This is a genomic window from Amycolatopsis thailandensis, assembly GCF_002234405.1.
GTDB lineage: Bacteria > Actinomycetota > Actinomycetes > Mycobacteriales > Pseudonocardiaceae > Amycolatopsis > Amycolatopsis thailandensis.
This window is the reverse complement of record NZ_NMQT01000124.1, coordinates 14,012-33,442: the sequence shown is the minus strand read 5'-3', so window position 1 is coordinate 33,442 and position 19,431 is coordinate 14,012. Positions and strand designations below refer to the sequence as shown.

General features: G+C 68.8%; 20 protein-coding genes. 13 read left to right on the top strand and 7 right to left on the bottom strand.

The window, feature by feature from the left end; genetic code table 11:
* Positions 1-17: 17 nt before the first annotated feature.
* Complete coding sequence (locus tag CFP71_RS32660) at positions 18-1,598, top strand: beta-N-acetylhexosaminidase (protein ID WP_093937797.1); 1,581 nt, start codon at positions 18-20, stop codon at positions 1,596-1,598.
* On the opposite strand, the gene CFP71_RS32655 is transcribed toward CFP71_RS32660, so the two are convergent.
* On the bottom strand, positions 1,580-2,191 hold the full coding sequence (locus CFP71_RS32655) for a TetR/AcrR family transcriptional regulator (protein WP_093937796.1): 612 nt from the start codon (positions 2,189-2,191) through the stop codon (positions 1,580-1,582). The two genes, CFP71_RS32660 and CFP71_RS32655, sit on opposite strands and share 19 nt — an antisense overlap.
* Entirely contained in the window at positions 2,181-2,876 is a 696-nt protein-coding gene (locus tag CFP71_RS32650) for an MOSC domain-containing protein (RefSeq protein ID WP_093937795.1), read from the bottom strand. The genes CFP71_RS32655 and CFP71_RS32650 overlap by 11 nt, the downstream gene beginning before the upstream one ends.
* A gap of 40 nt (positions 2,877-2,916) precedes the next feature.
* Here CFP71_RS32650 and CFP71_RS32645 point away from each other — a divergent pair, with 40 nt between their 5' ends.
* Positions 2,917-3,489 (top strand): TIGR03086 family metal-binding protein, encoded by a 573-nt coding sequence (locus CFP71_RS32645; protein ID WP_093937794.1) that lies wholly within the window; start codon positions 2,917-2,919, stop codon positions 3,487-3,489.
* Here the strand turns inward: CFP71_RS32645 and CFP71_RS32640 are convergent.
* Together CFP71_RS32640 and exaC are read right to left on the bottom strand one after the other, a co-directional pair.
* Positions 3,443-3,826, bottom strand: a complete 384-nt coding sequence (locus CFP71_RS32640) for a DUF779 domain-containing protein (RefSeq protein WP_093937793.1) — start codon at positions 3,824-3,826, stop codon at positions 3,443-3,445. The two genes, CFP71_RS32645 and CFP71_RS32640, sit on opposite strands and share 47 nt — an antisense overlap.
* A complete protein-coding gene (gene exaC, locus CFP71_RS32635; protein WP_093937792.1) occupies positions 3,826-5,349 on the bottom strand; it encodes an acetaldehyde dehydrogenase ExaC in 1,524 nt (507 codons plus the stop codon). The genes CFP71_RS32640 and exaC overlap by 1 nt, the downstream gene beginning before the upstream one ends.
* A 105-nt stretch (positions 5,350-5,454) precedes the next feature.
* On the opposite strand from exaC, the gene CFP71_RS32630 reads away from it, so the two are divergent.
* The 5 genes from CFP71_RS32630 to CFP71_RS32610 all read left to right on the top strand — a co-directional run bounded on the left by CFP71_RS32630 (position 5,455) and on the right by CFP71_RS32610 (position 10,446).
* Positions 5,455-6,936: a helix-turn-helix domain-containing protein gene (locus CFP71_RS32630; protein ID WP_093937791.1), complete on the top strand. Its 1,482-nt coding sequence runs from the start codon at positions 5,455-5,457 to the stop codon at positions 6,934-6,936.
* Between the two features lie 91 nt (positions 6,937-7,027).
* Entirely contained in the window at positions 7,028-7,828 is an 801-nt protein-coding gene (locus tag CFP71_RS32625) for an SGNH/GDSL hydrolase family protein (RefSeq protein WP_093937790.1), read from the top strand.
* On the top strand, positions 7,807-8,364 hold the full coding sequence (locus CFP71_RS32620) for a TetR/AcrR family transcriptional regulator (RefSeq protein WP_093937789.1): 558 nt from the start codon (positions 7,807-7,809) through the stop codon (positions 8,362-8,364). The genes CFP71_RS32625 and CFP71_RS32620 overlap by 22 nt, the downstream gene beginning before the upstream one ends.
* Before the next feature lie 247 nt (positions 8,365-8,611).
* Positions 8,612-9,784: a sensor histidine kinase gene (locus CFP71_RS32615; RefSeq protein WP_093937788.1), complete on the top strand. Its 1,173-nt coding sequence runs from the start codon at positions 8,612-8,614 to the stop codon at positions 9,782-9,784.
* Positions 9,781-10,446 (top strand): response regulator, encoded by a 666-nt coding sequence (locus tag CFP71_RS32610; RefSeq protein WP_093937787.1) that lies wholly within the window; start codon positions 9,781-9,783, stop codon positions 10,444-10,446. Before CFP71_RS32615 ends, CFP71_RS32610 begins: the two co-directional genes overlap by 4 nt.
* Here the strand turns inward: CFP71_RS32610 and CFP71_RS32605 are convergent.
* Positions 10,410-11,873 carry a phytoene desaturase family protein gene (locus CFP71_RS32605; RefSeq protein ID WP_093937786.1) on the bottom strand — a complete coding sequence of 488 codons (1,464 nt, stop codon included), beginning with the start codon at positions 11,871-11,873 and terminating at the stop codon, positions 10,410-10,412. The two genes, CFP71_RS32610 and CFP71_RS32605, sit on opposite strands and share 37 nt — an antisense overlap.
* 93 nt (positions 11,874-11,966) lie before the next feature.
* On the opposite strand from CFP71_RS32605, the gene CFP71_RS32600 reads away from it, so the two are divergent.
* From CFP71_RS32600 to CFP71_RS32575, 6 genes are all read left to right on the top strand, one after another.
* On the top strand, positions 11,967-12,701 hold the full coding sequence (locus tag CFP71_RS32600; protein ID WP_005155631.1) for a DUF2786 domain-containing protein: 735 nt from the start codon (positions 11,967-11,969) through the stop codon (positions 12,699-12,701).
* 54 nt (positions 12,702-12,755) lie between these two features.
* Positions 12,756-13,511 carry a GNAT family N-acetyltransferase gene (locus tag CFP71_RS32595; RefSeq protein ID WP_093937785.1) on the top strand — a complete coding sequence of 252 codons (756 nt, stop codon included), beginning with the start codon at positions 12,756-12,758 and terminating at the stop codon, positions 13,509-13,511.
* 28 nt (positions 13,512-13,539) lie between these two features.
* On the top strand, positions 13,540-13,881 hold the full coding sequence (locus CFP71_RS32590; protein ID WP_093937784.1) for an ArsR/SmtB family transcription factor: 342 nt from the start codon (positions 13,540-13,542) through the stop codon (positions 13,879-13,881).
* On the top strand, positions 13,878-14,147 hold the full coding sequence (locus CFP71_RS32585) for a hypothetical protein (RefSeq protein WP_005155628.1): 270 nt from the start codon (positions 13,878-13,880) through the stop codon (positions 14,145-14,147). The genes CFP71_RS32590 and CFP71_RS32585 overlap by 4 nt, the downstream gene beginning before the upstream one ends.
* A gap of 112 nt (positions 14,148-14,259) precedes the next feature.
* The gene (locus CFP71_RS32580; protein WP_093937783.1) at positions 14,260-16,440 is read left to right on the top strand and encodes an MMPL family transporter; all 2,181 of its coding nucleotides are present in this window, start codon (positions 14,260-14,262) and stop codon (positions 16,438-16,440) included.
* On the top strand, positions 16,433-17,155 hold the full coding sequence (locus CFP71_RS32575; RefSeq protein ID WP_093937782.1) for a class I SAM-dependent methyltransferase: 723 nt from the start codon (positions 16,433-16,435) through the stop codon (positions 17,153-17,155). The genes CFP71_RS32580 and CFP71_RS32575 overlap by 8 nt, the downstream gene beginning before the upstream one ends.
* Here CFP71_RS32575 and CFP71_RS32570 read toward each other — a convergent pair.
* Complete coding sequence (locus CFP71_RS32570; RefSeq protein ID WP_244199931.1) at positions 17,152-18,474, bottom strand: UTP--glucose-1-phosphate uridylyltransferase; 1,323 nt, start codon at positions 18,472-18,474, stop codon at positions 17,152-17,154. The genes CFP71_RS32575 and CFP71_RS32570 overlap by 4 nt on opposite strands.
* A gap of 193 nt (positions 18,475-18,667) precedes the next feature.
* On the bottom strand, positions 18,668-19,243 hold the full coding sequence (locus CFP71_RS32565; RefSeq protein ID WP_093937900.1) for a 5-formyltetrahydrofolate cyclo-ligase: 576 nt from the start codon (positions 19,241-19,243) through the stop codon (positions 18,668-18,670).
* Positions 19,244-19,431: the final 188 nt, after the last annotated feature.

Below are 19,431 nucleotides of genomic sequence, written 5' to 3'. Positions count from 1 at the left end.
CCGACCGGAGGTGCTCCATGAGTAAACGCCTGTCCACAACCGTGCTCGGCGTGGCCGTCCTGAGTCTCGTGACGTTCGGCCTGCCCGCGACGGCGAGCGCGGCTCAGCACACCAAGGCCGAACGGACCGTCACCGACGTCATCCCCGCGCCTGTCGAAGCCAAAGCCGACCCCCGCGCGAACTTCCGGCTCAACCCCGCGACCGTCATCCGCACCGACCGCGACGGCAGACAAGTCGGCGAATACCTGGCCGGGCTGCTCCGGCCCGCCACCGGCTACCGGCTGCCCGTCGTCACCGGCCACCGCGGCGGCGGCCCCGCCATCTCGCTCGAAACCGGCCACGCGAGCGACCGCGTCGGCACCGAGGGCTACCAGCTCAAGGTGTCGTCCTCCGGTGTGAGCTTGCGGGCCAAAACCGACAAGGGCCTGTTCTCCGGCGTCCAGACGCTGCGCCAGCTGCTCCCGTCGGCGATCGAGGCGACCACCGTCCAGAAGCGCTCGTGGGTGGTCTCGGGCGGAACCGTGCTCGACTACCCGCGCTTCGGCTACCGCAGCGCGATGCTCGACGTCGCCCGGCACTTCTTCACGCCGGCGCAGGTCAAGCTCTACATCGACCAGATCGCGCAGTACAAGATCAACACCCTCCACCTGCACCTGAGCGACGACCAGGGCTGGCGGATCGAGATCAAGAGCTGGCCGAAGCTGGCGACCGTTGGCGGGCTGACCGCCGTCGGCGGCGGCCCCGGCGGGTACTACACGCAAGAGCAGTACAAGGATCTCGTCGCCTACGCGGCTTCGCGGCACATCACGGTCGTCCCCGAGATCGACATGCCGGGACACACCAACGCGGCCCAGCACTCGTACGCCGAACTGAACTGCGACGGCAAGCCGATCCCGGCTCGCACGGACATCGAGGTCGGCTATAGCTCGCTGTGCATCAACAAGGACATCACCTACACCTTCGTCGACGACGTCCTCCGCGAACTGGCGGCGCTCACCCCCGGCAAGTACCTCAACATCGGCGGCGACGAGGCACACGCGACCACTCCGGAGGATTACCAGACCTTCGCCAAGAAGGTGCAGCCGATCGTCGCGAAGTACGGCAAGCAGATCACCGGCTGGCACGACATCGCCAAGACCAATCCGCCGGTTTCGGCCGTCCCGCAGTTCTGGGGCACGACCGGTACGGACGCGAACGTCGCCGCGGCCGCCGCCCGGGGCAACAAGATCCTCATGTCGCCCGCCAACAAGGCCTACATGGACATGAAGTACCACCCGCAGACCCCGCTCGGCCTGAGCTGGGCCGGGCTGATCGAGGTCAAGACCGGCTACGACTGGGATCCGGCCACGTACTTGCAGGGCGTGACGGAACAGAACGTCATCGGCGTCGAGGCGCCGCTGTGGTCGGAAACGCTCGTGACCAGTGAGCACATCGAGTTCATGGCGTTCCCGAGGCTGCCGGGTTACGCCGAGATCGGCTGGTCGCCGAAGGATTCCCGGACCTGGGACGCCTACCGGCTCCGGCTGGCGAAGCAGAGCCCGCGCTGGGTTCAGCAGGGCATCGACTTCTACCGGTCCACTCAGGTCGACTGGCAGTAGTCGAGACGTTCGGTGATGGCGGCACGGGCCAGCGCGTAGGGCTCCGTGCCGCCGAACATCACCGAATCGGCGTTCGCGGCCCGGCCGAGGGCGTGCAGTTCGAAGGCGAGCCGCTCCACGTCGACGGACGCGCGGAGGTGTCCCAGCTTCCGCGCTTCGACGGCGGTGGAGCGGATGAACTGGGCGAAAGCCCGGCTCACCTTCGCGACCGCGTCGTGGACCCGGCCGGTCCGCGCGTCGAATTCGGCACCGGTGTTGAAGAAGAAACAGCCACCGGGGAACACCCGGCGTTCCGAATAGTCCAGCCAGTTCGCGCACAGCGCGCGCAGCCGGGCGATTCCCGGCTCGACCTTCAGCGTCGGCTCGACGACGTTCTCCGCGAAGATCGCGCTCGCCGTCTCGACCGTCGCGAGCTGCAGTTCCTCCTTGGAACCGAACAGGGCGAACACCCCGGATTTGCTCAGTTCCAATTCGGTGGCGAGCCTGCCGAGCGACAACCCGTCGAGCCCTTCGACCGACGCGATGTCGACGGCGCGCCGGAGCACGATCCGCCTCGTCGCGTCGCCGCGGGCCACCCGGCCGTCAACCGGCATTCCGTTCCTCTTTCCGCCGTTTCGCCGATTCCAGGCCGTCACGGTACTGCCGGGAAAGCGTCGGCGTCGCGAGCACCCGGTCCAGCAGCGCCCAGTACGCGGCCCGGCGGTCTTCGTCCAGTCGAGCGACGTTGGTGAACGACGCGACGTACACCTCGGCGATCGTCGGATTCGCCGGATCGCGTTCTTCCAGCGTCATGCGCCCCGACGTCGGGACCCGACCGGCCCTGAGCACCCGCAGGTACCAGCCGCTGCGGCCGGAATCGATCATCGCCGGGATGACGTCCTTGCGGCCGGTCTTCATCGCGAGCTTGAAACACGGCGTCCGCGGCTGCGAGACCTGGACCAGCGCGTCTCCCCAGGTCCAGACGTCGCCGACCCGTACCTCGAACTCGTCCGTGCCGCCGACCGACAGGTTCTCCCCGAAATCGCCGGCGGCCGCTTCGAACCCCTGCTCGGACCAGGCCGCGTAGTGCGCGGCCGGATAGACGTAAACCGCTTTGTCGACCCCGCCGTGGACGGTGCGGTCCGCCTGATCGTCCCCGGCCAGGTTGATTTCGCCGAGTTCCAGGAAGGGCGCGCCGACCCGCGACTTCGAGATCGCGCTGTACACCGCGACGTCGCGCTTCGTCCCCAGCACGGTCGGACGGCCGACGAAGACCTCGTTCACTTCGAGTGTGCTCACACTCTAGAAAATAGCACGACCGTTCGTATATGTTCCGGGCATGGACTTCCTCGCGTTGACGACAAGGGCACATCAGGCGACGGGCGAGACGATCGCCGGGATCGGCACGGACGACTGGGACCGCTCGACCCCCTGCGCCGAGTGGGCCGTCCGGGACATCGTGAAACACCTGATCGACAACAACGAACACCGCGCCGCACAGGCGTCCGACCGGCCCAGGCGGACCCGGCCGACGACGGACGCCGACCTCGCCCAGTCCTACGCCGAGAGTTCCGCCGAGTTCCTCGCGGCTTTCGACGCCCAGGCCCTGGAGAAGACCTTCGACTTCGGGACCTTCGGCCCGCTTCCCGGGAAGAACGCCTTGGCCGTGCTGTTCGTCGACAACCTCACCCACGGCTGGGACCTCGACGCCGCCCTCGGCCGCGAGCACGTCTGGGACGACGAACTCGCGACGGCCGCGTTCCGCGTGGCGAGCCGCTACCCCGACGCGATGCCGGTGCGCGGGCCCGGTGGCGCCTTCGACCACGCTGTCGAGACACCTCCGGACGCCGCGCCCGGCGACCGGCTCATCGCGTTGCTGGGCCGTTCAGCTCCGCCGATTCCTCGTCGCTGAACAACCGGGAGCGGACCAGGAAGCGGACTCCTTCGGGTGCCTCCAAGGAGAATCCGCTTCCCCTCCCCGGGACGACGTCGATGGTCAGGTGCGTGTGCTTCCAGTACTCGAACTGCGGCCCGGACATCCACACCGGGACGTCCTCGATCCCCTCGACGACCAGGTCGCCGAGACGGACGTCGGACGCCCCGGTGCGGAATTCGCCCGCCGGGTAACACATCGGCGCGCTTCCGTCACAGCATCCGCCGGACTGATGGAACATCACCGGCCCGTGGAGCGACACCAACCGCCGCAAGAGATCCGCGGCGGCCGGTGTCAGGCCGACCCGCTCGGTCATCAGAAGAACCCGAGCGCACTGTCCGAATAGGACACCAGCATGTTCTTGGTCTGCTGGTAGTGATCCAGCATCATCTTGTGGTTCTCGCGCCCGATCCCGGAGGCCTTGTACCCGCCGAAGGCCGCGTGCGCCGGGTACGCGTGGTAGTTGTTGACCCACACCCGGCCCGCTTGGATGTCGCGGCCCGCCCGGTAGGCGGTGTTGCCGTCGCGCGACCAGACACCGGCGCCGAGGCCGTACAGCGTGTCGTTGGCGATCTTCAGCGCATCGGCGTAGTCGTCGAACTTCGCCACCGAGACCACCGGGCCGAAGATCTCCTCCTGGAAGATCCGCATCTTGTTGTCGCCCTCGAAGACCGTCGGCTGCACGTAGTACCCGCCGGAGAGTTCGCCGCCGAGGTCGCTGCGCTCGCCGCCGGTGAGGACCTTCGCGCCTTCCTTCTGACCGATGTCGATGTAGGAGAGGATCTTCTCCAGCTGGTCGTTGGAGGCCTGCGCGCCGATCTGCGTCTCGGTGTCGAGCGGGTGCCCCTGCTTGATCTTCTTGACGCGCTCGACGGCGTCGCCGAGGAACCGGTCGTAGATACCGGACTGGATCAGCGCCCGGGACGGGCAGGTGCAGACCTCGCCCTGGTTCAGCGCGAAGAGCGCGAAGCCCTCCTGTGCCTTGTCGTAGAAGGCGTCGTTGGCCGCGGCGACGTCGTCGAAGAAGATGTTCGGGCTCTTGCCGCCGAGTTCGACGGTGACCGGGATGATGTTCTCGCTGGCGTACTGCAGGATCAGCCGCCCGGTGGTGGTCTCGCCGGTGAACGCGACCTTTCGCACGCGGTTGCTCGACGCGAGCGGCTTGCCCGCCTCGACCCCGAACCCGTTGACGATGTTCAGCACGCCCGGCGGGATCAGGTCGCCGATGAGCGACATCAGCAGGTGGATCGACGCCGGGGTCTGCTCGGCCGGTTTGAGCACGATCGCGTTGCCCGCGGCGAGCGCGGGCGCGAGCTTCCAGACCGCCATCAGCAGCGGGAAGTTCCACGGGATGATCTGACCGACGACGCCGAGCGGCTCGTGGAAGTGGTAGGCGACGGTGTTGTCGTCGATCTGGGAGATGCCGCCCTCCTGGGCGCGCAGGGCGCCGGCGAAGTAGCGGAAGTGGTCGATCGCCAGTGGGATGTCGGCGGCGAGGGTCTCGCGGACCGGTTTGCCGTTCTCCCACGATTCGGCGACGGCGATCGCTTCGAGGTTCTGTTCCATCCGGTCGGCGATCCTGAGCAGCACGTTCGACCGTTCGTCCACCGACGTCCGGCCCCAGGCCGCGGCCGCGCCTTCGGCCGCGTCGAGCGCGCGGTCGACGTCGGCGGCGGTACCGCGGGCGATCTCGGTGAACGCCTGCCCGGTCACCGGGGTCGGATTCTCGAAGTACTGACCGCTCGCGGGCGGTACGTACTCGCCGCCGATGTAGTGGTCGTAGCGCGACTCGTAGCTGACGACGCTGCCTTCGGTGTTCGGTGCCGCGTACTTGGCCATCTTTCCTGCCTCATCGCTAGGGGTGGCGGATGGCGGCGAAGGTAGGCCGGGTGAGGTTGCACGCACGTTGCAACGTAGTGAGCCCGGTCACCTATCCTCGAAAACGTGGCGGAGCTGCCCGGAGGTGAAGCGTCGCCGCGTGACCCTCAGGCGTACGCGCGGCTGCTGAAGGACGTCCGCGAAGCCGTCCTCTCCGGTGTTCCCGCGCCGCGTTCCCCCAGGTCGATCGTGTCGGCGTCGTGGAACCGCTCGCTCGCCGCGCGGGTCGACCCGGACACGGGCGTCGCCCCGCTGGTCTACGACCCGGGCGAAGTGAGCGGGCTGCGGGACGAGCATCCGCTGGCGCCGGTGCTGCCGATCCTGCGGCAGACGCTGGTGAGCATCGCCGACGACGCCGAGCACATGATGATCGTGACCGATGCGGCCGGGCACATCCTGTGGCGCGAAGGCGCGGCCGGGGTGCTGCGGCGCGCGGACGGCGTGATGCTCGCCGAGGGGACGCGCTGGAGCGAGGACGTCATCGGCACGAACGCGATGGGCACCACGCTCGCCACCGGGGAACCGGTGCAGATCTACTCCGCCGAGCATCTCGTGCGGACCTACCACGGCTGGACCTGCGCCGCGGCGCCCGTGCGAGACCCGGAGACCGGCGCGCTGCTCGGGTCGATCGACGTCAGCGGCCCGCTGCGGACGGTCCATCCGGCGATGCTCGCGCTGGTCACGGCGGCAGCGCAGCTCGCCGAAGGCCAGCTGCGGGCCCGGCTCGCGCTGCTCGACGAGCGGTTGCGGATCGCCAACATGTCTCATCTGGAAGCGTTGCGCGGCACTCCCGGCGCCTTGCTTTCGGCGAAGGGGCGCGTGCTGGCGGCCGAATCCTGCGGCGATCTTCCCGCCACCGTGGACATCCGGCCCGGTGGCGGCGCGGTCACCCTGCCCGACGGCCGGCTCGGGACGGTGGAGCCGTTGAACGAGGGCTATCTGCTGCGCCTGCGGAGCCGGGGTCCGTCGAGGCGGCCGCGGCTCGCGCTGGAGTTCCTCACCGACGGCCCACCATCGACCACAGTGGACGGTCGCGAGGTGCCGTTCACGCTGCGGCACGCGGAAATCCTCACCCTGCTCGCCCTGTATCCCGGTGGTCTCTCGGCGGAACGGCTGGCTTTGCTGCTCTACGGCGAGAGCGGCAACCCGGTGACGGTGCGCGCGGAGATCCACCGGCTGCGGACGCAGCTCGGATCGGACATCGTGCGGACCCGGCCGTACCGGCTCTCCGCCGAGGTGGACGCCGACTTCCTGCGGGTCCGCGCGGCGCTCAAACGGGGCGACGTCGCCGGTGCCGCGAACGCGTTCCGCGGGCCGCTGCTGGCCGAATCGGAGTCGCCTGCCATCCGCGAGGAGCGCGAGTCGGTCACCGCGTCGGTCCGGCGGGTCGCGCTCGGCAGCGGGGACGCGGCGGCGCTGTGGTCGTACTGGGAGACCCCTTGCGGCGCGGACGACCTGGAGATCATCGACGCGCTGTGCCGGGTGCTCCCGGACGGAGACCCGCGGCGTGCTCTCGCGTTCACCCACCGCGCCCGGCTCGGGCGATAGCAAAGGTCCCCCGCTCCCCCGAAGTAGACAGCGTCTACGTGAGTTTGATAGACAGTGTCTACAAGGTGAACTCGCGGTTACGGAGATCTGGATGGGCTACCAACGTTTCGTCGCGCTCGGCGACAGCTGCGCCGAAGGGCTGGCCGATCCGCATCCGTCGGGCGGCTTCTACCGCGGCTGGGCCGACTTCGTCGCGGCACGCCTCGCCGAGGAAGAGCCGGGTTTCCGTTACGCCAATCTCGCGGTCCGCGGGCGCAGGCTCGACCAGATCCACGCCGAGCAGACCCCGGCGGCGAGCGGGTTGCGGCCGGATCTGATCGCGCTGTTCGGCGGCGGCAACGACGTGATGAGCCGCGGCTGGGACGCGCACACGGTCGCCCGCCGCGTCGACGCCACCATCCGCGCCTGCACCGAGATCGCGCCGGACGTCGTCACCTTCACCCTCAGCGACATCTCCCACCGCATGCCGATGGGTCACCGCATGCGCCCGCGCATCGTCGCGCTGAACGACGCCGTCCGCGAAGCGTCCGTCAGCTACGGCGCGACGCTCGTCGACCTCTGGCCGGACGACGCCGCGCACGATTCCCGCTACTTCGGCCCGGATCGGCTGCACCTGTCCGAACAAGGGCACCGGCGCCTGGCCGGGCACGTGCTCGGCAAGCTCGGCGTCACCCACGACCCGGCCTGGCTCGCCCCGCTCCCCGGTTCGGCGGGACGCCCCGGCCTGCGCGCGGACCTGCGCTGGCTGACCCGGGAAGTCCTCCCGGTCGCGGCCAGCCGGTTCCGCAACCGGCTCAGCGGCCGCCAGCCGGGCGACGGCTTCCTGCCGAAGCGCCCCGACCTGCTGCCCGTCCTCGAGGAGACCCGGTCGTGGGCGCCCGAACCCGCCTGATCGACACCGCGGCGAACCTGCTGGCCGAAGAGGGCGTCGGCGCGGTGACGCTGCGCGGGATCGCCAAGGCGGCCGGCGTCTCGCACGGCGCGCCGCTGCGGCATTTCTCCGGGCGCGCGGCCCTGCTCTCGGCGGTCGCCACCCGCGGCTACACCGAACTGCTCGATCGCGGCACCGGCCTGCCGGACGGGACGCCGCGCGAGCGGCTCATCGCGGCCTGCCACGGCTATCTCGACTTCGCGCTGACCAATCCGGCGATGTTCGAGCTGATGTTCCGCCGCGATCTCATCGATCCGGACGACACCGAACTCACGCGGGTGAGCAGCGCGGTCTTCGACTTCTTCGCCTCGCTCGTAGGCGCGCTCCAGGACGGAGACTGGCATCCCGCGACCGATCCGCGGCTGCTCGCGTCCTCACTGTGGGCGTCGCTGCACGGTCTCGCCCAGCTGTGGCTCTGGGGCGGATTGGCTGGTGCGAGCTTCGCGCCGTCACCGGAAAGCGCGCTGGCCGTCACGCTGGACGCTTATCTGAGCTGAGGCTCGGCGAAGAGGCGACCCGCTCCGGATATCCCCTCCCGAAGGCCCTCTTACCCGGAGGAGGGCGACCTCTTCGCCGAGTTGGGGAATGGAATATCCATCCTGCCCCGACGTTATCCGGACGGATCATCGAGCGGAATCACCGCGAGTCGGAAGGCGAGGTAAACCTTCGCGGTATATCGCCGGTCGAATACCGCGAAAGTTGCAGGAATTGGGCGGTCCGACGCTCCGGCGGTAACTTTCGGAAGTGCCGTCCCTCGCTCAGCCCTTTCAGCTCCTCCGTGCACGGCCGGCGCTCATCGATTTTCTGATCACGGCGGCCTCGGCCACTCTCCTGGCACTGGGCGCGGCACCCCGCGGCGGCGCGTTCGGCGATCCGGTCGAGGCCGAAGGCGTCGCCCTCGCGGTGCTCGTCGCGCTCCCGCTGCTGGTGCGCCGCCGCTATCCGATCGCGGTCCTGCTCACGTCGGTCTCGATCATGACCGTGTACACCGCCTTGGGTTACCGGGCCACCTTGGGCGAGCCCTCGGCCTTCATCGCGGCGTACACGGTGTGGGCGCGCTATCCGCCCGCGAAGGCCGTGGCACCGACCATCGCGTGGGTCGTGCTGTTCGAGGCAGGGCTCGTCCTCGGGGAAGTGCCGTCGTTCGTGGCCGACACGACACGCCTGATCGCGCAGTGCGTGGGCACGATCATCGTCGGACGGCTCGGTTTCCTGCGCGCGGACCGGCTGGTGGAACGCGCCGTCCGCGCGGAGCGCGAGATCCGGCTCGAAGCGGAACAGGCCGTCGTCGAGGAGCGCATCCGCATCGCGCACGAGCTGCACGACGTCGTTTCCCACCACATCTCGGTGATCGCGGTGCAGGCGAACCTCGCGCGATACGTCTTCGAGTCCTCCCCCGGCACCGCGCGCACCGCGCTGGACACGATCACCGGCACCACGACCGAAGCGCTCGACGAACTGCGGCGGCTGCTCGGGGTGTTGCGCCCACCGCAACGTGAAACATACGAGTACCGCCCTCAGCCCGGTCTCGCCGATTTGCCCGCGCTGGTCGCCCGCGTGCGCGAAGCCGGCCTCACCGTGAAGGCGCGGACCGTCGGCGAACCGCGACGGCTTCCGCCGGGACAGCAACTGTGCACCTACCGAATCGCGCAGGAAGCGCTTACGAACGTACTGAAACACGCGGACAAGGCGAGTGTGGAGCTCGTCCTCGAATACGGCGAGGCGGCGCTCGTGCTGAGCGTCCGCAATTCCGCTCCCGAAGACACACCACCGTCCGATCCGGCCGGACAAGGCCTCATCGGAATGCGCGAACGGGCGAGAATGTACGGTGGTTCGATCGAAATGGGACCGGCAGAATCCGGTGGTTTCGCGATCGAACTGACCCTTCCCTATCTTCCGCAGGAGCGAGCCCGGTGACCAGTGTGCTGGTGGTCGACGACCAGGATCTCGTACGGGCGGGCTTCGTCGCTCTGCTCGACGCCGTTCCCGACGTGCACGTCGCGGGCGAAGCGCGAAACGGGCTCGAAGCCGTCGAGAAAGCCCTCGACCTGCGTCCCGACGTGATCTTGATGGACATCCGGCTGCCCGGGCTCGACGGGGTCAAGGCGACCGAGCGGATCCTCGCGCAGGCCGGTCCGGAGAAGCCGAACGTGCTCATGCTGACGGTGTTCGACCTCGACGAATACGTCTACACCGCGTTGCGCGCGGGAGCGGCGGGCTTCCTGCTCAAGGACTGCCCGCCGGAGACGCTGATCGCCGGGATCCACGCCGTCGCGCGCGGCGACATGCTGTTCGGGCCGACCATCACCCGGCGGCTGGTCGAGGCCTTCACCCAGGGCCCGCCGGAGAAACCGGCGGCCCCGCCCGCCCTCACCGGACTGACCGAACGCGAACTCGAGGTGCTGCGCTACGTCGGCACCGGCGTGCCGAATTCCGACATCGCGCGGAGCCTGCTGGTCAGCGAGGCCACCGTGAAGACGCATCTGAACCGGTTGATGACGAAACTCGGTATTTCCAGCCGGGCCCAGGCCGTGGTGGTCGCCTACGAAACAGGGCTCGTACGGCCCCGGAATTCTTGAATAACGCGATCGAAGTCTTTCCCAAGCACGGATTTCGCGGCATACCAGCCGCCCATTCCGTGCACACCGGGTCCCGGCGCCGTCGCGGCCGAGCACAGGAAGACACCGCCGAGCGGGGTGCGATGCGGATTCCAGCGCGTGACAGGCCTTCCGAGCACCTGGCGCAGATCGACCGCGCCGGCGGCGACGTCCCCTCCGGGATAGTTCGCGTTGTAGGCCTCCAGCTCCGGCGCGGTGAGGCAGCGACTCGCCAGGATCGTGTCGGAGAACCCGGGCGCGAACCGTTCGATCCTCCGCCGGACGAGCTCGGTGACGTCTCGCGGATCCCCGTGCCGCACATGGCAGTATGCCCACACCGGCCGTTTGCCCGGCAGCCCGCGGGAGGGGTCGAGCACCATCGGATCGGACACGAGCACGAATCGGTCTTCCGGAGTCTCCCCGCGCACGACGGCGTTCTCCGCGGCGTACACCTCGTCCCGCGTGCCTCCGAGATGGACGGTGCCCGCCTTGCCGACCTCCGGGACCGCCCACGGAACCGGTTCGGACACCAGGAAGTCCACCTTCGCCACGCCGGGCCCGTAGCGATAGGACTCCAGCGCCTTCCGATATCGCGGCGGCATCAGATCCCGCGCGATGTCGAGGAAACCGCGCGGCGCGAGATCGAGGACCACCGTTCGCGAACCCGCCAAGCACCGCAGATCCGTGATCCGGCTGCCGGTGTGGATCCGCCCGCCGTGCGCGCGGAGATCGGCGGCGAGCGCCTCGGTGATGCGCTGGCTGCCGCCGCGGGCGATCGGCCAGCCGGTCGAATGCGCGAGGTGGCCGAGCAGGAGGGTCGCGCCGGCCGCGGCGAGCGAAGGTTGACGGCTCATCACGTGCGCGGAGACACCGGAAAGGAGCGCGGGCGCTTCCGGACCGTTGAACAGACGGCGTTCCAGCCCGGAAGCGAGCAGCGCCGTCCGGGCGGGGAGAAGCGCGGCGGCGCGCGGGTCCCGTGGCGGATGACGGAAGTCGCTGAGCAGGAGATCGGCCAGCTCGCGACTGTTCGCGGCCAGCGGCCCCAGCAGGCGGCGCCACCGGGGACCGTCCGTACCAAGGGCATCACAGGTCCGGTCGAGATCTTCATAGGCGAGTCCGGCGCGGCTACCGTCGATCGGGTGCGCGTACGCGACCTCCGGCCGCAGGAGGTCGACTCCGTGCCCGGCGAGATCGAACCAGCGGAAGAAGGGAGACGCCGCGGCCAGTGGATGCCCGGTCGCGCAGATGTCGTGCCGGACGTCGTCGTCGAACAGCGGGGCCGTGCGCGTCCCACCGCCGATCTCGTCCGCCGCCTCGTGCACTTCGACCGACAGGCCCGCCCTGACCAGCAGCACCGCCGCCGCGAGGCCGTTCGGCCCGGAACCGACCACCGAAACGTCGACCGCCATACCGCCCCCTTGCCGGATCCGAACTTCCCGTCCGAATATTGTCGGACCTCTCTCCTAGATTGACCCGCTCCAACCCAATCAGGAAGGAGGGCCATGCCCGACCATGACACGCTGCTCGCGCGCGTCCGGAAACTCCTCGCGAAGGCGGAGGACCCGGCGGTCACCGAGGCCGAAGCCGAGTCGTACAACACCAAGGCCGCCGAACTGATCGCCAGGTACGGCATCGACCAGGCGCTGCTGGCCGCCTCCGGGGCGACCGCCGACGAGATCACCCAGGTCATGATCCCGCTCGAAAACCCGTACAGCCGGGACAAGGCGGGACTGCTCACGAACATCGCGCATCCGCTGCGCTGCCGGGCCCTGCTGCACCGGCTCGGCCAGTCGGTCACCGCGGTGACCGTGTTCGGCTTCCGGTCCGATCTGGAGCGCACGGAACTGCTGTACACCAGCCTGCTGCTGCAAGCGACCACCCAGCTGACCAGGGTCCGCCCGGAGAACCGGGTGTTCGCGGGCGAATCGCTGGCCGCGTACCGGCGCACCTGGCTGCACGGATTCTCCGGCGCCGTCTACGAAAGGCTCCGCAACAGCGAAGACACCGCTGCCCGCACCCACACCACGGCGGCGGGTCATCGCTCCGCCGAACTGGTGATCCAGGACCGGACGGCGATGGTCAAACAGGCGTACGATGAGCAATACGGCGACTTGCGCTCGGCACCGCCGAGGCGGCTGTCCGGAAGCGGCTATCTCGACGGACATTCGGCCGGTGAGCGAGCCAACCTCAACACCACCGGTCTCACCGGAAGGCGCCGCGCGCTGCCGGTTCGCTAGACCATCGTGAAAACCACCTCGTGAGAATCGCGTGTCCTCGGGTCTACTGAGGACATGATCGTGATCGAAGACCTGGCCACCCGGCCTGAGCTGCGTGAGCCCGCGCTCGGCCTCGGCGGTGTCGGCGGCGAATTCCTCCAGCACGGCCTGGCGGGCCTGCTGGCGAAGTCGTCCCACCTGGCCGCCCGCTGGCCGGAATACTTCCTCGTGCTGCTGGAAGACGGCGTCCCGGTGGCGAGAGTGGCCGCCGTCCCGGTCGGATTCCCGACGGCCGAACGCCCGGAACTGCCGGACCACGGCTGGGACGCCGCCCTGATCTGGGCCGCCGAAGATCTGATGAGCGCCCGTGAGACGAATACGCTGATCGCCCTCGAAGTGATGGTCGCGCCAGGCCGCCGCGGTGGCGGCCTGGCCACAAAAGCGTTGGAAGCGTTGAAAAAGCGCGCCTCGGAAACAGGGATGCGCAACCTCGTCGTGCCGGTCCGCCCGGCCGGGAAGGAGAACGAACCTGGACTGTCCTTTGAGGACTACGTCGCGCGCCGTCGCCCGGACGGGCTGCCCGAGGATCCCTGGCTGCGCACGCACGAGCGGCTCGGTGCCCGGTTCGTGAAAGTGGCGCCGTTCGCGATGACGGTCACGGGCACGTTCGCCCAGTGGAAGGCGTGGACCGGCGTCGAACTCCAGGACGGCCTCACGGCCGTTCCCGGCGGGATCGCGCCGGTGCTCGCCTCCTCGGCGCTGGACGTCGGCGTCTACACGGAACCGAACGCCTGGATGGAGCACCTGGTAGATCGAGCCAGCACCTGCTAGATTTCTTTGGCATGTGCGGGAGCCTGCCATGAGCGCCACCGGACCGTCCGGCGACGAGCTGCTGCGGCTGCTGGGGGCATTGGCGAATCCGCATCGGCTGCGGATCGTCGCGGCGCTCCGCGAGGAGCGCGCGTACGTGAGTCAGCTGGCGCGAGAGCTCGGCATCAGCCGGGCGCTGTTGCAGCTCCACCTGCGCAAACTGGAGGCGGCCGGGCTCGTGTCGGCCACCCTGGAGCTGTCGGAGGACGGGAAAGCGATGAAGTTCTACGAGGTGAAACCGTTCCTGATCGAACTGAGCCCGGACGCCATCGCCGCCGCGGCACCGACACTGACCACGCCGTCGGCGGGCGATGAGGGGGAACGACCGTGAAGTGGCATCAATGGCAGGAAGTCGCCGGACTGATCGGCATCTTCGTGTTCCTCACCGTGGTGATCACGGTGGTCGTGTGGCAGTTCGGCGCGACCATCCGGGCCAAGGGCGCGCTCGCGCGGGAACAGGAATACCGCAGGCTCGCCGAAAAAGCCGTCCAGGCGCAGGAAGAGACCGAACGCAAACTCACCGAACTCGACGGCCGCCTCGCGGATCTCCAGAAGAGCGTGGGCTCGGTCGAGCGGATCCTCAAGGAGGTCGACTGACCACCCGGTGAAAGGACCCTGGGCCGCCGAGCGGCAACTCGACGGCCCAGGAAAGAAGAAGCAAAAACCTCGCCCGAGGCATCTCACTCCTTCACGTAAAGGACTGTAGTTCATGCTGCCCGAAAAGCTCGCCGCCTGGTCCCTCCGGCATCGCGCGCTCACTCTCGTCTGCTGGGTCGCCCTCGTGGTCGTCGCCCTGCTGTCGGGTGCCCTGCTGGACGGCGAAAGCCGGCGGAGCACCGATCCCGGCGAATCCGGTCGCGCGCAGACGGCTTTGAACGCCCAGAACACCTTCGACCCCTTACGCGAGAACGTCCTCGTCCAACCGAAGAACGCCGGCTCGGCACCGTTCACCTCGAACGAAGAACTCCGGCGGGCGACCGACGACCTGATCACCACGCTCACCCGCTCCGGTTCCGTCGCCGACGTCCGCTCGCCGCTGGCCCCCGACGGCGCGGACCGGATCTCGGCCGACGGCGTGTCCGGTCTCGTCGGCTTCTCGATCGCGGGCGGGGACAAGGACATCCGGCCGAACTTCGAGACCGCTTCCGCGCAGGTCGACGGGGTCGCCGCCCGGCATCCGTCCGTCCGGTTGGGTCTGTCCGGGGACCTCAGCCTGTCGACCGTGGTCGACAAAGGCATCCGGGAAGACGTCAAACGGTCGGAGCTCCTTTCGCTGCCGATGACACTGGTGATCCTGCTGATCGTCTTCGGGGCGCTGGTCGCGGCGTCGGTCCCGTTGCTGCTGGCCGGAACGAGTGTCGCGGCGACGTTCGGTTTCCTCTCCGTCGTCGACGACCTCACCCCGATCAACGGCGCGACGACGGTGATCACGCTGCTCATCGGGATGGCGGTCGGCGTCGACTATTCGCTGTTCTTCCTGAGGCGGCAACGAGAAGAGCGTGCGCGGGGGCATTCGATCGACGACGCGATCCTGATCGCGTCGGGGACGTCCGGGCACGTCGTGGTCGTCTCGGGCGTGACGGTCGTCCTGTGTGTGAGCGGGCTGGTGTTGACCGGGCTCGACAACTTCACGGGGCTCGCGATCAGTACGGCGTTCGTGGTGGGCCTGGCCGTGCTCGGCGCGGTCACCGTGCTGCCCGCGCTGCTGTCCTTGCTGGGCGACAAGGTCGATCGCGGCCGGATTCCTTGGCTGGGCAAGCGGCGCACCACCGCGGAGAACTCGCGCTTCTGGTCCGCGATCGCCCGCGCCGTCACCCGGCGGCCGTCGTTGTGGGGCGGGCTCGCGACCGCGTCGCTGATCCTGCTCACCTTGCCCGCGCTCGGCATGCATCTACAGGATCCGACACCGGCGGAGAGCCTGCCTCGATCGATGGCGACCATCGACTCCGCCGTCCGCACCCAGGAAGCCTTCCCAGGCGTCGTCTACCCCGCGACGGTGGTGCTGACGGCCGAGGACGGCGGCCCGGTCGACAGCCCGGCACTGCGCTCGGCGATCACCGATCTCGAACGAAGGATCGGGGAAACCGGCGGCGTGCTGAACAAACCCGTCGCGGTCGCGAACGTCGACGAGGCGGTGGTCGTCCGGGTCCCGCTGTCGGGCGCGGGCCGGGACGCGGAAGCCGATGCCGCGCTGGCGAAACTGCGCACCGAGGTACTGCCCGCGACGATCGGCGAGGTGGACGGCGTCGAGTTCGCGGTGTCGGGCCGGACGGCGAACGCCCGCGACTTCGCCGACCGGGTGATCGACCGGATGCCGCTGGTCGTCGGTTTCGTCCTGCTGGCGGCGCTCGTGTTGCTGCTGCTGGCCTTCCGGTCCGTGGCGGTGGCGCTCGTGTCGATCCTGCTGAACCTGCTGTCGATCGGCGCGGCCTACGGCGTGCTCACCTGGATCTTCCAGGACGGCCATTTCGCTTCCCTGCTGGGATTCACCCCGTACGGCGGGGTGGTCGGCTGGCTGCCGATGTTCATGTTCGTCCTGTTGCTCGGGCTGAGCATGGACTACCACATCTTCATCCTCAGCCGGATCCGTGAACGCCGGGCCGACGGAGCCGTCACCGCGATCGTCCGCGGCACCGGCACCAGCGCGGGGGTGGTCAGTGGCGCGGCCGTGATCATGGTCGGCGTGTTCAGCGTCTTCATCACGTTGAGCGCGATCGAGTACAAGATGATGGGTGTCGGGATGGCGGTCGCCGTCCTGATCGACGCCACGCTGGTCCGCGGCGTGCTGCTGCCCGCGTTCCTGGCACTGCTGGGCGAGCGGGCCTGGCGGCGCGACCGTAAATCCGTGGCTCCCGAACGGGTCCCGGAGCTATCGTCGCCGAATGCCTGACGCGCTCTTCGCCCACGCCCGGCTGGCACCGATCTACGACGCCTTCGACGGCGCTCGCGACGATCTGGACCACTACCTCGCGATCATCGGCGAACTCGGGGCGGGGAGAGTGCTCGACGTCGGCTGCGGCACCGGCTGCCTGGCCGTTCTCCTGGCCGAACGCGGGATCGAGGTGGTGGGGGTCGATCCGGCCGAGGCGTCACTGGAGATCGCGAAGGCCAAGGACCCGGAAGGGAAGATCACCTGGATCCACGGTGACGCGAAGGCGGTGGGCGAGGCGGGCGCCGATCTCGCCGTGATGACCGGGAACGTGGCCCAGGTCTTCCTCACCGATGACGAATGGCGCCGGACCCTCGAAGGCGTCCGCACGGCACTGAAGCCGGGTGGTCACCTGGTGTTCGAGATCCGGCGTCCGGGCCGCCGCGTCTGGGAGGACTGGTCCGCCGACACCGCGCACGACGTCATCGACGTCCCCGGCGTCGGTGAGGTCGAGCAGTGGCGCGAGGTCACCGAGGTGGACCTTCCGTTCGTTTCGTTCCGGTACAGCTACCGGTTCGCCGACGGCGAGATCGTCACCTCGGACTCGAAACTCTGGTTCCGCGAGCGCGAAGACCTGGAGGCCTTGCTGGCGGAGCACGGTTTTCGCGTCCTGGACGTCCGGGATGCTCCAGACCGTCCAGGACGCGAGTACGTGTTCATCGCCCAGCGAGGCTAGAGAACTTCGCCGTCCGGGATGGTCTTCGGCCCGGTGATCTTCACATCGCCGCGGGCGACGACGTTCTTCCCGAAGGTGACGTCGCCGTCCACTTCGAGGCTCGTGCATTCCTTGAGCGAAGGCGCGGAAGGGATACGCGCGTCGAAGTCCGGCAGGAGCTTGTAGAACTCCTTGCTCAGCGAGACGACCGGCGGGGTGGTGGTGAACTCCGGGATCATCTCCCCGCTGTCGTCGAGCACGTACGCGTCGGACCTGACGACGAGCAGGTCGTCGGTGGTCTTGACCGGCGCGAACCGGGTCCGCGGGATCTCGATGGCCCGCGCGCCCTCGACGGATCCGATGGCCGCGCCCATCGCCGTTTCGAGCTGGATCACCGGCGTGCTGGCCGCGTCGGCCGGATCGACGGTCTTCCGGTTCACGATCAGCGGCAGCAGCGGCGCGGCCGGATCGGCGTCCTGGAGGGATTTCAGCCGTTCGAGGTCGAACCAGATGTTGTTGGTGTTGAAGAAACGCCACTTGGCGACGTCGCCGAACGAATCGTCGCCGTCGGGCACCTGCGCGGATTCACGCAGGACGATCCGGCCGGCGCGCCGCGCGAGGTGCCCGCCCTTGCGGTCGGCCGCGGTGCCGAGCACGGTCTCCATCGCGAACGGGATGTCCTCGCTCGCGAGCCACGCGGCGATCCGCGCGTCCGGCAGCGCGCCGAGGTTGTCGGCGTTGGACACGAAGCACCAGCGGATGCCTTCCGCCAGCAGCGTTTCGAGCATCCCGCTCACCGCGAGCGCGACGTAGATGTCGCCGTGTCCCGGCGGGCACCATTCGAGTTCCGGGTTCGCGGGCCATTCGGCGGGCTTGCCGTCGGCCGTGATCTTCGGTTCGCGTCCCTGCAGGAAGTCGGCGGGGATCACGTCGTCGGCGAGATCGGGATACTTCTTCAGCGACTCCAGCGAAGGTTCGCGGGTACCCGCCGAATTCATCAGGATCAGCGGAAGGCGCGCCTTGTACTTCGCGCGGGTCGAGAGCACCTGCATCGCGATGACGTCGAGGAAGGTCTTCCCCGGTTTGATTTCCAGCAGCGATTTCGGCCCGGTGAGCCCCATGCTCGTGCCGAGCCCGCCGTTGAGCTTGAGCACGGCCGTGCGGTCCAGGACCCGGCGCGCTTCCGCGTCGTCCGGCTCGGGCAGATCCACGAGCCTGCTGATGTCATCGAGAGGTTCGAGTTCGTTTCCCGGCAATTCACCGGCGCCGGGTTCGGACAGCTGCTCGAGCCGCCTTCGCAGGGCCGCCAGCTCCATGGCGTGGGCCCCCGCGGAACGCATTTTCGACAGCGTTTCGGCGAATCGATCGGACAGGTGCGCGTCAGAGCTCATTGTGCCCTTTCTGAACCACTGCGTCGGGGCGTCAGTGTATTACCGGTCGTGGGGCGGCACCCTGGTCTGGGGTCAGCACTCCTGCTTATCCAGGTATTACCGGTCATGGGGCGGCACCCTGGTCCGGGGTCAGCACTCCTGCTTATCCAGGTATTACCGGTCGCGGGGAGACCCCCTGGTCCGGGGTCAGTACCCCGGTCATGCGGACGTCATGCGGTTCCGAAGGCAATTCACGGACGAGTTCGGCGTCCCGGACGACGGCGATCAGCGCGGCGCCCGGCGCGGCGAAGGAGAGCGACCGGTCGTAGTACCCGGCGCCCCTGCCGAGCCGGACACCTTCGTCGTCGACGGCGAGCGCGGGGATCAGCACCAGATCGGCCGTCCCCAGCGTGTCGGGACCGAGCCGGCGGCCGGTCGGTTCGAGCAGCCCGCGCAGCCTGCCCGGGCCGAGGCTCGACGAGCCTTCGTAGACCGCCCACCCGAGCGGTCCCGGCTCGTCCGGGACGATCGGCAGCAGTACCCGTTTGCCCTGGTCCAGAAGTTGATCAAGGAGTGACGTCGAACCCGGTTCCGTCCCGAACGGTACGTACGCGCACACGACCTCGCCCGGCAGCCGAGCGGCCGAGGCGGCCAGCGCGACGGCCTCCCTGGCCCGCTGTTCCGTCACCTGTGAACGCCGTTCGGCGGTTATCCGAGAACGCCACTCCGCCTTGCTCAGGTGTTCATTGCCGGGCTCGCACACGTGGTCAGGTTAGGCTTCACGCCTATGACAGGCGCAGCGACCACCCCGGCGGCACGGACCACGGGGGACTTGCCCGATCGGGCGATTTCCACGGCTTCGGACCGCATCACTCCTGGTAACGGTGGTGAACTTCAGTTCACCGACGGGCCTTCACCGCGCGCCTG